This window comes from Jiangella asiatica (assembly GCF_004349065.1).
Lineage (GTDB): Bacteria > Actinomycetota > Actinomycetes > Jiangellales > Jiangellaceae > Jiangella > Jiangella asiatica.
Genome location: NZ_SMKZ01000019.1, coordinates 22749 through 38511 on the forward strand (window position 1 = coordinate 22749; position 15763 = coordinate 38511).

10 protein-coding genes, 1 tRNA gene and 1 pseudogene are annotated in these 15763 nt (G+C 67.7%); 7 read left to right on the top strand and 5 right to left on the bottom strand.

What is annotated here, in order from left to right:
- Window positions 1-22: 22 nt before the first annotated feature.
- Together E1269_RS14675 and E1269_RS14680 are read left to right on the top strand one after the other, a co-directional pair.
- Window positions 23-988, top strand: coding sequence for a chorismate-binding protein (locus tag E1269_RS14675; RefSeq protein WP_131895880.1), 966 nt, complete (start codon window positions 23-25; stop codon window positions 986-988).
- Window positions 982-1812: an aminotransferase class IV gene (locus E1269_RS14680; protein ID WP_131895731.1), complete on the top strand. Its 831-nt coding sequence runs from the start codon at window positions 982-984 to the stop codon at window positions 1810-1812. The genes E1269_RS14675 and E1269_RS14680 overlap by 7 nt, the downstream gene beginning before the upstream one ends.
- Window positions 1813-1833: 21 nt before the next feature.
- Here E1269_RS14680 and E1269_RS14685 read toward each other — a convergent pair whose 3' ends face one another.
- A complete protein-coding gene (locus E1269_RS14685; RefSeq protein ID WP_131895733.1) occupies window positions 1834-2391 on the bottom strand; it encodes a CGNR zinc finger domain-containing protein in 558 nt (185 codons plus the stop codon).
- An 81-nt stretch (window positions 2392-2472) separates the two neighbouring features.
- Window positions 2473-2895, bottom strand: a complete 423-nt coding sequence (locus E1269_RS14690) for an SsgA family sporulation/cell division regulator (RefSeq protein WP_131895735.1) — start codon at window positions 2893-2895, stop codon at window positions 2473-2475.
- Window positions 2896-2994: 99 nt separating this feature from the next.
- Between E1269_RS14690 and E1269_RS14695 the strand changes: the two genes are divergently transcribed.
- Window positions 2995-3066 (top strand) — tRNA-Val (locus E1269_RS14695).
- 1274 nt (window positions 3067-4340) lie between these two features.
- Here E1269_RS14695 and E1269_RS14700 read toward each other — a convergent pair.
- Both E1269_RS14700 and E1269_RS14705 read right to left on the bottom strand, forming a co-directional pair.
- The gene (locus tag E1269_RS14700) at window positions 4341-5696 is read right to left on the bottom strand and encodes a sulfatase family protein (protein WP_131895737.1); all 1356 of its coding nucleotides are present in this window, start codon (window positions 5694-5696) and stop codon (window positions 4341-4343) included.
- Window positions 5693-6850, bottom strand: a complete 1158-nt coding sequence (locus tag E1269_RS14705) for a GntR family transcriptional regulator (RefSeq protein ID WP_203433599.1) — start codon at window positions 6848-6850, stop codon at window positions 5693-5695. The genes E1269_RS14700 and E1269_RS14705 overlap by 4 nt, the downstream gene beginning before the upstream one ends.
- Between E1269_RS14705 and E1269_RS32260 the strand changes: the two genes are divergently transcribed.
- From E1269_RS32260 to E1269_RS14720, 4 genes are all read left to right on the top strand, one after another.
- Window positions 6842-8854 carry a hypothetical protein gene (locus E1269_RS32260; protein ID WP_162606418.1) on the top strand — a complete coding sequence of 671 codons (2013 nt, stop codon included), beginning with the start codon at window positions 6842-6844 and terminating at the stop codon, window positions 8852-8854. The two genes, E1269_RS14705 and E1269_RS32260, sit on opposite strands and share 9 nt — an antisense overlap.
- Window positions 8851-10680 (top strand): DUF2264 domain-containing protein, encoded by a 1830-nt coding sequence (locus tag E1269_RS14710; RefSeq protein WP_162606419.1) that lies wholly within the window; start codon window positions 8851-8853, stop codon window positions 10678-10680. The genes E1269_RS32260 and E1269_RS14710 overlap by 4 nt, the downstream gene beginning before the upstream one ends.
- Window positions 10658-11704 carry an SGNH/GDSL hydrolase family protein gene (locus E1269_RS14715; protein ID WP_131895741.1) on the top strand — a complete coding sequence of 349 codons (1047 nt, stop codon included), beginning with the start codon at window positions 10658-10660 and terminating at the stop codon, window positions 11702-11704. Before E1269_RS14710 ends, E1269_RS14715 begins: the two co-directional genes overlap by 23 nt.
- Before the next feature lie 384 nt (window positions 11705-12088).
- A complete protein-coding gene (locus tag E1269_RS14720; protein WP_162606420.1) occupies window positions 12089-13570 on the top strand; it encodes a peptide ABC transporter substrate-binding protein in 1482 nt (493 codons plus the stop codon).
- A gap of 876 nt (window positions 13571-14446) precedes the next feature.
- On the opposite strand, the pseudogene E1269_RS34555 reads toward E1269_RS14720, so the two are convergent.
- Window positions 14447-15759, bottom strand: a pseudogene (locus tag E1269_RS34555) (tyrosine-type recombinase/integrase); the annotation flags it as partial.
- Between the last annotated feature and the right edge of the window lie 4 nt (window positions 15760-15763).

Below are 15763 nucleotides of genomic sequence, written 5' to 3' on the forward strand. Positions count from 1 at the left end.
CCCTCTCGCGTACCTGGGCGGGATGCTGGCGACCGGCCTGAGCCAGATCTCCGACGACCTGCGGGTCTTGGATCGGGGCGGCCGGTGGGCCGTTGTCGTCACCTTCGAGGGCCGGATCACGTGCGCCCGCTTCGACCAGTGGGAACGCGTCGTGCTCCCACGCTCGGAGCGTCCCTGGGAGGGCCCGGCGGCCGGCGATTGGACCTCGTCGCTGGACCGCGATGGCTACGTCGGCGCGGTCCGATCGGTGCGGGAGTTGATCGCGGCCGGCACCGTGTACCAGGTCAACGTCTGCCGCGTCCTCGCCGCCGAGCTGCCGGCCCTCGCCGAGGGACTTCTGCCACTGGCGAACAGGCTCGGCGATCACCACCAGGCGCCGTTCGCCGGGCTGATCGACGTCCCCGGTGCGCAGGTCGTGACCGCGTCGCCGGAGCTGTTCCTGCGCCGGCGGGGCGACCTCGTGACGTCGTCGCCGATCAAGGGCACCGGACGCATTCAGAGCGACCTCACCGCGAAGGACGCCGCCGAGAACGTCATGATCGTCGACCTGGTCCGCAACGACCTCTCGCGCGTCTGCCGCACCGGCAGCGTCGTCACCGACGAGCTCCTCGGAGTGGAGCCGCACCCCGGCCTGGTCCACCTCGTGTCGACCGTGAGCGGCCGCCTGCTGCCCGGTGCGGGCTGGCCGGAGCTGTTCGCGGCCGCGTTCCCGCCGGGCTCGGTGAGCGGCGCGCCGAAGTCGAGCGCGCTGGCGGCCATCGAGGCGCTGGAGCCGGTGCCGCGTGGCCCCTACTGTGGCGCCGTCGGCTGGGTCGACGCCGACACCGGCGAGGGGGAGCTGGCGGTCGGCATCCGGACGTTCTGGGCCGACGGCGGCGTCCTGCGCTTCGGCACGGGCGCCGGCATCACCTGGGGCTCGGACCCGGAGCGTGAGTGGGCCGAGACGGAGCTCAAAGCCGAGCGCCTCGTAGGCTTGGCCTCGTGCTGACATGGGTCAACGGTGAGCTGCTGGACGATGCCGCGGCCACGGTGAGCGCCTTCGACCACGGCCTCACCGTGGGCGACGGCGTCTTCGAGACGATCAAGGTGCTCGACGGGGTTCCGTTCGCGCTGGGCCGGCACCTGGCAAGGCTCGGCCGGTCGGCGGCCGGGCTCGGGCTGCCGGCGCCGGACGGGCCGACGGTCGCCAAGGCCTGTGCGGCCGTCGTAGGCCAGACCGGCCGCGGCATGTACCGGCTGCGCATCACCTACACCGGGGGAATGGGTCCGCTGGGCTCCCAGCGCGGCGACGCCGGCCCGACGCTCGTCGTCGCCATCGCAGCGGCGGCGCCGATGCCCCCGGTCGCGACGGTGGCCGTGGTGCCGTGGCCGCGCAACGAGCGCGGCGCGCTCGCCGGGCTGAAGACCACCTCGTACGCCGAGAACGTCATCGCGCTGGCCCGGGCGCATGAGCTGGGCGCCACCGAGGCCATCTGCGCCGACACCCGCGGCCGCCTCTGCGAGGGCACCGGCAGCAACGTCTTCGTCGTCGTCGACGGGCAGGTCCTGACCCCGCCGACGTCGACGGGGTGCCTGGCCGGTGTCACCCGCGACCTCGTCCTGGAGTGGACCGAGGCGGAGGAGGCTGAGCTCGGCCTCGACGTGCTCGACCGCGCCGACGAGATCTTTCTCACCTCGACGACGCGCGACGTGCAGGCCGTCTCGGCGGTGGCGTGGGGCGACCGACGGCGTGAACTGACGGCCCCCGGGCCGGTCACCCGGCGGCTGGCGACGGTGTTCGCGCGGCGCAGCGCGGCCGACCCCGAGCCGTGAGCGGTCGGCGTCGACAAGACGTCAGACGGCCGCGGCGCGCTGCCGCTCGCGGTACGCCGCAACGTGCAGGCGGTTCCCGCAGGTGCGGCTGTCGCAGTAGCGCTTGGAGCGGTTGCGCGACAGGTCGACCAGGACCCGCTCGCAGTCGGGCGCGGAACAGATCTGCAGCCGCTCGTGCTCGCCGGCGACGACCACGAACGACAGCGCCATGCCGGCGTCGATGAGAATGTGCTCCGCCGGCGCGGAGCCGGGCGCGAAGTAGTGCATGTGCCAGGCGTAGCCGTCGTGGTCGGTCAGCCGCGGCATGACGCGGGCCCCGTCGAGCAGCCGGTTCACCAGACTCGCCGCGCCGGACGTGTCGTCGGCCTCGAACACCGCGCGCAGCCGGGGACGCAGGTCGCGCACGGCCCGCAGGTCGGCGTCGTTGACGCTCTCGATCTCACTGATCTTGTGGGTGTCGATGAACACGCGCAGCGCGCCGACGTCGGGCAGGCTCTCGGTGCCGGTTGCCGTCGGATCGGTGTTCACCAGGTCGACGACCACCTCGAGGGCGTGTTCGACGTCGTGGCTGAAGGTCACGGGTTCTACCTCGCGTAGCCGGGGTCTCGGGTGCAGAAGACCGTAATCCACCGGTGCGCGGTGCACAACAGCGACGTCTGGTCAGGTACGGTCGAGCAGCGAGTCCAGGACGGCGTCGATGCTCAACAACCGGCCCTCCAGACCCCTCGGTACCAGCGTCCATGTCTGGATCAGGAAGTCCTCCACCGCCGACGCCGGCGCCTCCAACACGGCGTCGCCCTCCGGCGAACGCAGTCGGATTCGCACCGTCGGCGTGCCGTACGGGTCGAGGGCCGGCCACACCGTGATGTCACCCTGGCCGCTCGGCTCGTCCAGGCCAGCTCCGAGGAGGTCGCGCGAGAAGATCCACGGCACCGGCTCCCGCGCCGTGGTGTCGAACACCGCGGTGACCGCGAGCGGGTCGTCGGCGAGGTAGCGCAGCTCCGCCTGGATGTACCGCTCGCCCTCGTCAGCATCGTCGAGCAACCGCAGGGCCAGCGGATACCTGATGGTCGACGCGTGCATGGCCAGTAGTGTCTGCCCAAGACGGACATCGCGCAACGCGAAACCCGGCTGGCGGTTTCTGTCTGGGGGTTCGGGTGCGGTATGGTTCTGGACGCGCCCGGGCGATTAGCTCAGCGGGAGAGCGCTTCGTTCACACCGAAGAGGTCACTGGTTCGATCCCAGTATCGCCCACCCAGGTCAGCCTCTGTTTCCACCCTCAACAGCGAAGATCAAATCGTCGTCTGTGGGCATCCTGTGTGCGGAATCCTTAACGATCTTCGGCGTACTGGCTCACCTCCCGCCCGTGGGCTGCGGACGTTTCGCTGTCAACGGGCTCCTCGAGTGGGCCGGCATCCGCATGACATCCAGGCGACTGGACGGGTCGCCGGCGTTCTCGCGACGCTCGCGCAGCAGGTCGTCGAGGATCGCGACCGGCGAGCGGGTATTTGTCGCAAGGCGGGGCCTCCAACGCGTCGATCCAGCGTTCGGTGATCAGCGTCTTGTGGCAGTGCCGCAGGCTGTGGGGTGTCGGGCCCGGTGCCATACGGTAGGGATCCAGCGCGCCTCGCGCGATCGGCGTTGCCACGGCCGCGAAGGGCCTGGCCCGGCCACGGTGCCGCATCGACCGACACCGGACGCTTCGGGAGTCGCCGGCCACGTAAGGGGAACCACCCGGTTGCGGCGGGGTCGAATATCCAGTCACTGAACGACGAACGCCGCGGGTGGGCACTTCGCTGACCCGAGAACACGTGGCGCAGTCCGTGACACTGGCATGGCGCCGGTTTGACCTCGGTCAGATGACGTTTGATCATTTGTGATAACCAGTCTGGGATGTCGACGTCGCGGTAGGAGTCGTCCTTCGGCGGCAGGCGGAGATGCGAGCCGCCGTCGTCCTCCCGGCCTTGCACTCTGTGCGTCGCTCGCGCCACAAACCATCGAGGCCGCTAGACCGTGCGTCACGCCTGCGTCCGATCCCTCGGGCTGACACAGAGCGGGTGTTGCCCGCTGGCCGTGCAGCCACGAGGCAGGCGCAATTGAGTGCGCCATGTCCGTCCCGGAGTCGCGGCCCGGCCGTCGTCATTCGACGCGGATCCTCAGCGGCGGGCGACAGGCAACCCACGCGGGCCCTAGTCGATCAGCACAGGTGTCCTTCTGGCAGTTCGTCGCCGAGGCCAGGAGTCTGAACTGATGCGACGTGCAGTATCCGTGCGGCGCTGGGTGCCGCTGATGACTCAGGAGGCTGTCCGAGGAGGGATCTGCCCACCTGAAGTCCCCCTTCGCAGGCACGAAACGTGCGCCAACGCATGTGCTGATCCGATGGTCCCGCCAGGCGGTCTCGGTCTCGTCAGGGCCGCACACTTTGGGCGTCGGGTGATTGCTCATCGTGGAGGATCCGTTGTCGGGCCCGTTGCTGGGTGCGATGGCCCGCCATTCATGCGCCGTTTGGTAGACAAGACGCCGCCGGCTCACTGGTCGAGGAGAAACCGACGCGCGTGACGATAGGCAGGAGACGGAGGTGGGCCGGCCAGCAGCGGGTCGTTCGTCTCCTGCATCCAGCCGAGCAAAATGAGCCGGAGTTCGTCCACCAATCCACGATGGCGAGGCTCTTCGGCGAGGTTGGTCAGCTCGAGGGGATCATCTCGCAGGTCGTACACCTCGACCGGCGCGTGGTCGTTTGCCGGGCCTGCCGCGGACACCACGGGTGTGGCCCATGGCCGCCACGACTGTGCGACCGTGCCCATGAAGGCCGGTGTCGAGTCGAACTTCACGATCAGCTTGTGGGTCGCGGTCCGGACGCATCGTCTCGGGTCGTAGTAGTTGTGGAAGGTGAGCTCGCCGAAGAGGTGGTCGCGGCCTTCGCGCGGATCGCCCGCGAGGCGTCGCACCAGGCTGCGGCCCTGCACCTGCGCAGGGATCGGCGCGCCGACGGCGTCGAGAACGGTAGGCACGATGTCGACATTGCTGACGAGTTCGGTCGAGATCCGGCCGCCGGACCAGCCCAGCCGCGGCGCGCGCAGGATGAGAGCGGTTTCGATGCCGGGGTCGTAGAGGGTGCACTTCGCGCGGGGAAGCGCCAGGCCGTGATCGGTGGTGAACACGACGAGGGTGTCGTCGGCCAGCCGAAGTTCGTCAATCGCGGTGAGAACGCGACCGACCGCCGCGTCCACGTGCCGCACGGCTCCCTGCAGCTCCGCGATCTCACGACGGGTGCTGTCGTCGTCGCGGAGGTATCCGGGGATCGTGATGCCGAGCGTGTCGTCAGGGCGTATGTGGCCGCCGAGAAAGCCGTGACGGGTTCCCTCGTCGGTGGCCGGCCCGAGCCGGTGTGGCTCGGTGAAGCCTATCTGGAGGTAGAACGGTCGATCTGGGTCGCCGGCCCTGGCGCTGAGTGCCTCGACGGCTCGTCGCGCGACGTCATCAGCTCGTCCGCCGGTCTGTACCTTCGTGAAGCCCAGCTGTGCGGCGACTTCGTCGTCCGGACGCCGGCGGGACTCATGGTGGACGCCGATGAGTTCGGTCCAGTAGCCCTCGTCGGCCAGAAGCCCGGCGACGTGCTGGACATCCGGGCTCAGGTCCCAGCCGTAGTTGGCGTGGGTCAGCCCTAATACGCCGGTGTTGTGCGGGTACCGCCCGGTGAAGAGTGCGGCTCTTGACGGGCTGCACTGCGGTGCGCTGCAGAAGGCGTTGTCGAACCGGATGCCGTCGGCCGCCAGGGCATCCAAGGACGGTGTTCGTACCGTGGTCGCGCCATAGCAGTGGGCGAACCGGCCGAGGTCGTGGCAATGGATGAGTGCGACGTTCATGCGCCGCGTCGCGCTCATCCGAGTAGGGCCTTCGCGGGGACCGGTGCGCACGACTCTCGCACCAGCAGCCGGGGCTGGATGTGTATCTGCTGGATGGGCGCATCGGGACCTTGCTGTATCTGGCGGAGCAGGCTGTCCGCGGCCAGGCGGCCGATCTCGGCCGCCGGTCTGGAGATCGTCGTCAGGGGGACCTCGGCGAGTTCGGCGACGTCGTCGTTGTACGCGATGACGGAGAGCCGGTCCGGCACGGAGAGCCCGGCTTGGCGGGCGAGCGGGAGCAAGCGGGTCGCATCTCGGTCGCTCAGACTGAAGACGGCGGTCACGCCTTCGGCAATGCACGTCTGCGCGTAGGCGGCGAGCTGGTCGGTGGGCCATGAGTCTTCGCGTTGGATGGCCGAGGCGACGCGGGGCAGGGAGAAGTGGGTGATGGCTCGTTCGAAGCCCGTCACGACCGTGTCCGCTGTCGAGCTGTGCAGCTGCCCGAGGTAGCCGAGGCGTTCGTGGCCCAGCTCAACCAAGTGGCGGACGGCGAGGTGGACACCGCCGACATGGTTGGTGCAGACGTAACGAGTGGGATCGTCGGGCGGCGGATTAGGAAGTCGCCGCTCGACGAGAACGTACGGCACGGGAAGTGCTCGAAGCTGGTTGACGTAGTCGTTGGGCTGGTCGACCCGGTGCAGGTTGGGCACCAGCAGGAGGCCGTCGACACCCATGTCGAGGAGCTCGCGCATTCGTGCGGCCTCCTGGCCGAGATTGTACTCGGAGCTGGCCAGGACCACTCGCACTCCCGCGGTGGCGGCGACGGACTCGATGCCCTCGATCACGCCGGCGTAGATGTGTCCAGTGGTGGGGACCACGACACCGACGAATCGAGGCCGTCGTGCTCCGTTCGGGGGAACGGCGCGAACGAACGTACCGGAGCCCTGTCGGCGCTCGACGAGCCCTTCCTTGACAAGGACATCGAGCGCTCGACGGACTGTATTAAGACTGACCTGATGGGTCCGTAACAACTCTTGCTCTGTGGGCAGGCGGCTGCCCACCGGCCAGCGGCCCGCGAGAATATCCTGTCTGACCTGGTCGGCAACCAACTGGAACTTCATACTGAGATCGTAGCGCATCTCCAGGGAATGGTAGGAATAGATTCCATTGACAGGCATGAATTCATGCGCCAAGATTCCGGTATGTCTAATGACCTCACCCGTCGGCGATTCCTCCAGGGCAATGCGGCCGTCCTCGCGGCGGGCGCCGTGCTGGGCGCGAAGCTCCCAGGTGCTCATGGCGCGGAGTCCACCGCGACCTCAGCCTGGGAACCGGTGCCTCCGGTGGATCTCGGGGAGCTGTCCCCTGGCGACTTCCTCGACGAGGAACTCGATCTCCCGTACTACCTCGCGCACTTCCACACGGTGGCGAACTCCGTCGTCGAGTCGGGGCCAAACCGCGGCTTCATCGACATCGCGGTGTGGCGCAACCCGGAACAGCAGGACCCAGCGAATGCGCGGGTGATGGAGAACGTGCTGTCCTTCGCATACTTCTATACGAAGGACCGACCGTGGAACGCCTACCGCGGCTCCGAGCCGGTACGAGCGAGGCTCGAGGCCGCGCTGCGGTTCCTGATGAGCCTCCAGGACGATCAGGGCCTCTATCCGTGGCCGGGTAAGAGCTGGAGCACGGGGTACGGTACGGCCGCGTTCATCACCAAGTTCCTCGGCGAGACCCTTGTGCTGCTCAACGGCACACCGTCGATCGACAGTGAGTTGTTCGACGACGTGATGGCGGCGCAGCGCAGGAGCCTGCACTACCTACTCACCGAGCAGGAGTGGTATCACTTCGCGGTGCAGTTCCCGAACCAGTGGACCTGCATCTGGGCCGGTGCGGCCGCCTACCTGCACCTGCGTGACGACGATGAGATCGAGGAGCTGTTCGTCAAGCGTCTCGACGACAGCCCGGATCACTTCCAGACCGCGAGCGGCGCCTACCCAGAAGAGCATTACGTGGACTGGAACTACACGTTCGGGACGCACCGAAGCAACGAGCGGATGACCCGGCACTACCTCCTCCAGCGAGCGCGTGGCCGACGACAACTCGGTGTGCTGCGAACGATGCTGGAGCGGTGGCTGGACCTGTTGAGCTACAACGTACTCGTCGAGCCCGAGGGTCGCGGGTTCATCCTCAACAGCGCCGTCGAGACCCGGTCGACGCGGCGATACGTCGACCACGTCGCGCATCCCGAGGCGCAGGAGATCCCGCTGGCCCGGGCGTTCGCCCCGAGCAGCCGTGAGCTCGCGGAGCAGCGGGCGCGGACGCGCGCGGGCCTGGACCAGGCCTGGCCGGAGGTCGGGCCACTCCGCGTAGGCGAACAGTTCGGATTCAGCCCGTACACGTTCATGCACCGGGACCACGACCGCTGGTACCCGACCGATCAGCAGCGGCAGCAGGCGATCCAGCTCCTGCCATACGTCGCACGGCAGTCCTTCATTCATCAACGAGTGGACTCCAAGCTCGCGATACACATGACCTATGTCCGGCGTCCGACCTACTACGCCGCCTTCAACTCCGGTCGACGGACGCACGCTCAGCAGCGGCTCGGCCTCGGTGTGCTGTGGCATCCGGTGCTGGGGACCGTGATGCAGACGCAGTCGGACTGGCAGAGCTCCGGCACATGGGGAACGCGTGCCGGCGGGGCGAGCCGCGAGGAAGCGGGCACGAGCACGCCACGGTTTTTCGTTGACGGCAATCCGGTAGCGCCGTGGGCGCACACCAATCGTGACCTGCCGACCGGCGACTTGCTGATCACGTATTCGCTCGGCAGCGGCAACACGAAGTCCGTGGAGTTCCACGACGACGAGATCCTGGTCACCACGTCCTATGCCGGCGAGTTCACCGAGGACTTTCCGATCGTGTTCTACCCGGACGTCGACGACGTCGTGCGCGAGCCCGGCCTGTTTGTGCTGCGTCGAGATGGCGTCGAGCTCAGGGTGGAGGCGCCCGGAGCCGGGCGTCCCAGCTTCCCGATCTCATCGACGACGATCCACACCGGCCCGCCGCACGCGTTCATCTTCGAGCAGGTGGACTTGCGCGAGGCCGATCCGCTAGCGGGCGCGAAGCGGCTGGGCACCATGCGGTTCTCCGCCGTCGACGAACTCTCCTATCGCATTTCGATCGCTGCCGCGTCGTGACCAACCCGCTGACCGGCAATGACCTGGGGTCGCGCGGCGACGCGCAGCGAGCGGTCACCGCCCTGTGCGAGCCGGTCCTGGCGAGGTTCGTCCCCGGCTCTGGTCGCGCGCGGCTGGGCGGCGCGGGCGCCCAGTACGCGCCCGGGGTGGCCGAGCTGGAGGGATTCGCGCGACCGCTGTGGGGGCTCGCGCCGCTGGCCGCCGGTGGCGGAAACGTCGACTGGCAGCCCTACTTGCACGGGCTGTCGTCGGGCACGGATCCGAATCACCCGGAGTACTGGGGTCCGGCCGGCGACAACGACCAGCGGCTGGTGGAGATGGCGGCGATCGCGGTGGCGATCGCGCTGGTCCCCGACCGGGTGTGGGAGCCCTTGACCACCTGCGACCAGCAGAATCTGAGCCGGTGGCTGGCTCGCATCAACGACGTGGCCGTCAACGACAACAACTGGCTGTTCTTCAAAGTGATCGTCAACGAGGCGCTGCGCCTGGTGGACACGCCCGGGTTCGACGCCGAGGGCCAAACACAGGCACTGAACCGGCTGGAGAGGTTCTACCTCGGCGATGGGTGGTATGCCGACGGACCCACCGCGCGGCGCGACTACTACGTCCCTTGGGCCATGCATTTCTATGGGCTGTTGTACGCGCGCCTGGCAGCCGATCACGATCCGCGACGGTGCGATCGTTTTCGAGAACGGGCGGCGACATTCGCCGGTGATTTCCTGCGGTGGTTCGCCCGTGATGGCTCGGCGCTGCCGTTCGGGCGCAGCCTGACCTATCGGTTTGCCCAGGGTGCGTTCTGGGGCGCGCTGGCATTTGCCGGGGTCGAAGCCTTGCCGTGGGGTCAGATCAAGGGCCTCCTCCTGCGCCAGCTGCGCTGGTGGGCGCGGCAGCCGATGTTCGACGAGGCGGGTCTGCTCTCTATTGGCTACGCATACCCGAACCTCACGATCGCGGAGCAGTACAACGCTCCGGGCTCTCCCTACTGGTCGCTGAAAGCGTTCCTGCCCCTCGCCCTGACTGCGGATCACCCGTTCTGGCTGGCCGCGGAGTCGGACTCGCCGGCAGTGGCCGGGACATCGAAACAGCCGCATGCGGGCATGCTCGTCTCGATGGATGAGCCTTCGGGACACGTGACGGCTCTGGTCAGCGGCCAGCAGCATGTGGCGGTACGGCACGGCGCGGCCAAGTACGCCAAGTTCGCATATTCGACAGCATTCGGATTCAGCGTGCCCGCGGGTGACCGTGGGCTGGATCAGGTCGCTCCCGACAGCATGCTGGCGCTCTCCGAGGACGAGACCCATTGGCGCGTTCGCGCGGAACTCGAGGACGCCCGGTTGGACGGCGATGTGCTCTGGTCGCGCTGGCGGCCGTGGCACGACGTCGAGATCGAGACCTGGCTGTGGTTTCACGGGTTGTGGCACGCCCGGGTGCATCGAATCGCCAGCGGTCGACGCATCGTCAGCGCCGAGGGCGGGTTCGCGGTCGATCTCCAGGCCGCTGAGCTGTCAGGAGCTCATGCGCGGGTGGAACGTGGCCAGGCATTCTGCGCCGGGTCGACCATGGTCAGCGGCCTGCGCGATGTCCGCGACGTTGCGTGTGGTGACCTCCGTGCCGGTGAGGTGCTTCGAGTGTTTCCTAATACCAACGTGCTCCGTCCGCGCACCAGCCTGCCAGTCCTTCGAGGAGCCCACGACGTCGGTGAGCATTGGCTCTGCACCGCAGTCTTCGCAGGTGTCGGCGACGACGGATGGGCCGACGCCTGGAACAACGCGCCCTCGTTCGAGCAGATGACGGAGGTCCTCCATGCGGACCATCTCGCCCGCTGATCCGAGCCTGACCTGGCTGGGCGCCATTGACGTGGAGCACACGCCTGACTGGTCGCGGCCGTGGCGGTTGCCTTACCGGGACCTTGATCTGTTCCCCGGCGCCCGGCTTCGCCAACGAGCGGCGATTCCCGCAGGCGTCCGGCTCGTGGTCCAGACGAACTCGGTCGTTATCGGTGGCCGCGCGCTACCAGGTCAGGCCGGCGAGCGACGCGTTGTAGACGTCGTCGTGGACGGAGCCCTGGCTGAGACCATCGATGTGCAGCGAGACGGGACGTTCCGCTCTGGCGTGATGCCGCCGGGGGAGAAGGCAGTCGAGCTCTGGCTACCCACGACCGACGAACTGCGGCTGGCGACGCTGTGTATCGACGACGACGCCGAGCTGTCGCCGGCGAATCCGGCCTCTCGGCCGAGGCTGGTCGTCTACGGCAGCTCCATCAGCCAGTGCGCGGCGGCTGCGTCGCCAACTCGGACCTGGCCGGCGATCGTTGCCCGCGGGCTGGGCATGGAGCTCACGGGTCTCGGGTTCGGGGGTGAGTGCAAGCTCGATCCCATGGTCGCGCGTCTGATCAGGGACCTGCCCGCCGACGTGATCATCACCTGCTTGGGCATCAATGTCTACGGCAGCGGGGTGTTCAACGAGCGCTCGTTTCTGCCCGCCGTGCTCGGCCTCCTCACCACGATCCGGGACGGTCATCCGCGGGTGCCGATCTTGGTGATCTCGCCGATCGCGTCTCCGGATCGCGAAGAGGTGACGGGGGAGTCGGGAATGTCTCTGGCTCAGATCCGCGAACTGGTCCACGAGGCGGTCGCCGTCCTTCGGCGACATGGTGACAACGACCTGCGGGTGCTGAGCGGCCTGGAGGTCCTGGGCCCGGACGACAGCGGGCTGCTGTGGGACGGCCTGCATCCGGGGCCGCGCGGATACGAGCACATGGGCGAGAAGATCACTGCCGTCGTCGAAGCACTCGTACCAGCAACTGTGGCTCGCCTGGGGCGACGCCATGCCGAAGCTCGCATCCAGTGAGAACGCCGGGAGGCAACCCCGGCCCTGACGGTAGGGACAGCAGGACGACAACGCCACCGAGGAGATCGTCGAGCCCTCGCCCCGGCACTGGGTCCGCGAACCACCAAAGGAGAACCGGCCATGACCCCAACGATCAAGCGCCGCACCTTCCTCGCGGCCACGCTCGCGGCGGCCACCGGCGCGAGCGCCTGCGGTTTCAGCGACAACAGCGACGGCGAGATCGGAGGCAACGGAGATCAGGAAGGCGGCACGTTGCGCCTCTCGATGGTGCCCATCTCCACCCTCGACCCTGCCATCGCCGGCAACGCATCCAACGGACAGATCATCATGACCGGGCTGTGGGAGGGCCTCGTCGTCCATGACCCCGTTGACCACTACCAGGTATTGCCCGGCGTCGCCGCGGAATGGGAGATCTCCGACGACCTGCTGACGTTCACATTCCATCTGCGCCGCAACGCGAAATGGTCGAACGGCGACCCCGTGACCGCACACGACTTCGAGTGGAACTGGAAGCGCCTGCTCACGCCTGGTACCAGCGGCGAGCAAGCGCCCTCGTACAACCACAGCGTCATGCGCGTCGTCGGCGCGGAATCGTACCTGGGCGGCGAGACCGACGACTTCTCGACCGTGGGCGTCAAGGCCCATGACGACACAACGCTCGAGATAACCCTCGAGGCTCCGAACGAGAATTTCCTGATCGAGCTCGCCAACTTCCAGTGCCTTCCGCTGCACCCAGCCACCATGGAAGAGGTCGGTGGCCAGGGCTGGCTCGACCCGGACGTCTGGGTCAGCAACGGTGCCTACGTGCTGGGTGACTTCCGGATCAACCAGGGTGCGGTTCTGCTGCCCAACGATCAGTACTGGGACAAGGACAGCTATCACCTCTCCCGCTGGGAGATCTTGTTCAACGACGGCGGCACGACGGCCGACCTGCTCTCGTACGAGAACGACGACATCGACATCACCGGCCGCATCGAGGACGACCTCGAGGCCGTCACCACCTCTGATGTCGGTGACGAGCTCGTCACGTCACCGATGAACCAGATCCGCCAGCTCGTCGTCATGAACAGCCGCGACACCAGGCTCAACGATGTCCGTGTGCGCAAAGCCTTGGCGCTGGCCATCGATCGTGAGGCCGTGGCCGAAGTGGGACGACCCGGCGAGCCGGGCACTTCCATGATCCCGGACTCCGTGCCCGGCGGCGAACAGGTTCCGGGCGTGGAATACGACGTCGACGCTGCCCGCTCGCTGCTTGCCGACGCTGGATATCCTGACGGCGACGGCATGCCCACCATCACGGTGCTCGACTACCAGTCCAGCCCGTGGGTCGAGGCGACCGCACAAATGTGGCGCGACAACCTGGGCATCGACGTCACCATCGACAATGTCGAACGCGGTCTGTACATGGAGAAGCGGCACGAACTCCATCCGGAGGGCTACTCCGGCTTCTACGCCATCAATGTGTCGGTGTCGTCGCTGCAAATCGCTGCGCAGCGCATCGTGCCCTCGGCAGCGACAGCGGGCATCGTGGGGCTGAATCTCGTGCCGCCGGACGTCGCCCAAGAGGTCCTGAACGCCGAGGCTGCCGGCGCTCCGGTGCAGCAGATTCTCGATGTCCTGGACGCGAACCGCTATCCAGCGGCCCAGCGGGCGATCGAGCTGGCGCGAGAGGCGCTTGCTCTGACCGACCCGCAGGCCAAGGAGGCGAAGCTGGTGGAGTGCGCGATCGCGCGTGACGAAGCATTCGGGGAGATCCCGGTGCTGTGGGGCGGATACAACCTCTTGGTCAAGCCGCGCGTGAAGAACCTTGAGCTCTGGCCCTTCGGGTCGGTGCTGTCCACCAAGGGCGTCACGATCGAGGGATGACCCCGAATGGGCTGCCGGGCAACGCGGGCGTTGTCTGGTGGCTCTTCGTAGGTGGAGACCGGCGACGGGCGAGGTAGCGTCGTCGTGGCGACCTGACGATACGGTGCCCGGTGTGGAGTTCCAGGTGCTCGGCCCCATCGAGGCTCGGCGGGATGGGAGAACCGCGACCATCGCGGGGCGACTGCAACACGTCCTGCTCGGAGTGCTGCTGGCACGCGCCAACGAGCGGGTGTCCGCGGGCGTGCTCCCAGCTGCCGGCGGCCACACGCGGCTTCGTCGACCGCGACGCGGAACCCGCCGAGCTGGACCGCCTGCTCACGGGCGACGCTCCCGTGCCGATCGCAGCCGTGGTCGGCACGGCCGGGGTCGGCAAGACCGCCCTGGTCGTGCGAGGTCCGGGAGCAGTTCCCCGACGGTCAGCTCTAGCGCGCCCGGCTGCTGGCGACGGTTTCGTTGCGTGGGCAGGGTCCTTTTCCCGCACCGCTGATCCTGGCCCAGGGGCGAGACCGAGCGGCTGTTGGTCGAGCGGCTGGCCGAACCCGGCGGCGGCGTTGAGTGGCAACGGGACCTGAGCTGCGCTGATGCGAATCCACTGAGGTCGCGGCGGTGTGGGTTCGTCGTTCGCACCGAAGAGGTCACTGGTTCGATCCCAGTATCGCCCACCCAGGTCAGAGGCTGTTTCCGCCTCCACGAGCGAAGATCAAATCGTCGTCTGTGGGCATTCTGTGTGCGGAATCCTTGACGATCTTCGGCGAGCTGGGCTCATCGCGCTCCGGTGGGCTGCGGACGTTTCGCCGTAAACCGGCTCTTCGAGCCGGCCGATATCCGTCTGATATCCAAGCCATCGGTGCGTTCGCCGGCGTTCTCGTGATGCTCACGCATCAGGTCGTCGAGAATCGCGACCGGCGAGCGGCGGTTCATCGCCAGGCGGACGTCCAACGCGTCGGTCCAGCGTTCGGTCAGCCCGTCCATGAGCTCCTGACGCATGGCCGGAGTGACGTGGGAGTAGATCCCGCCGATGCCGGCGAGCATGTGTCCGAGGCGTTCGTGCGAGAAGATCTCCGGCGTGCGCAGTTCGGTCATCAGCGTTTTGTGGCAGTGTCGCAGGCTGTGGGGTGTCAGTCCTGGTGCGATGGGGAGTCAGCACGCGGTCGCGCGATCGGCGTTGCCACGGCCGCGAAGAACCCGGCCTGGCCACGGTTCCGCGTCGACCGATACCGGACGCTTCGGGAGCCGCCGGCCACGCGAGGGAACCACCCGGTTGCGGCGCGGTCGAAGATCCAGTCGCTGAATGCGGACCGACGCGCGTGAGGGCTCTTCTGGCCCGAGAACACGTGGCGCAGTCCGTGACACTGACAAGGCGCCGGTTTGACCTCGGCCAGGTGGCGGGTGATCACTCGTGACAGCAAGTCCGGGATGTCGACGTCGGGGTACGAGTCGTCCTTCGGTGGCAGGCGATGATGCGCGCCGCCGTCGTCCTCCCACAGCTGCCACTCGACGCGGATCCGCTCGGGTCGTACGAACGAACTCGGTCTCGAGTCCGACAACCTCGCCCCAGCGGAGCCCCGTCCAGTACTTGACCATGATCATCACGAACTCCGCATCGCGGCCGGTCAGGATCGCCGCCTGTTCAGCGAGTAGCAGAGCTTCGACCGCGTTCGTCGTGACCTTCTCCGGCCTGCGTCGGCGCGAGCGGCCGGCTCGCCTACCCCGCCCTCGTCACTTGACGGCCGGGTTAGCCGCGATCAATCCCTCGACAACGGCGTCGGCCAGACCGTCGAGAGCGTGGTTCGCCACGTTCGCACCGAGAAGACGCTGTATCCAGCAGCCCCCTCCTTCCGCTCGCATTCGTCGACGTCGGCCCCAAAGATCTGAGCCAGCGCCATCTCCTCGAACGTGGGGGAAAGATGCTCCTCGATGTGATGCTTGTAGTTCTGCATCGTCGACGGCGCCAGGTCTTGGCGCTCATACCAGATGTTCACCCAGTCGCCGAAAGACGTCTGGCCGCCGGTGGGGTCGCGCCATGTCCCGAGCTGGACTTTGGCTTGCTCCGACACGGCCGCCGCCTTGGCTGCGGGTTTGGTGGCGTACCGGATCGTCGCACCGTGCTCGTCCTTGACGGTCATCATCTTCTCGCCGACCCGGTATCGGGCAAGGTAGTAACCGCGCCGCTTCTCCGCGTAGCCCACAGCT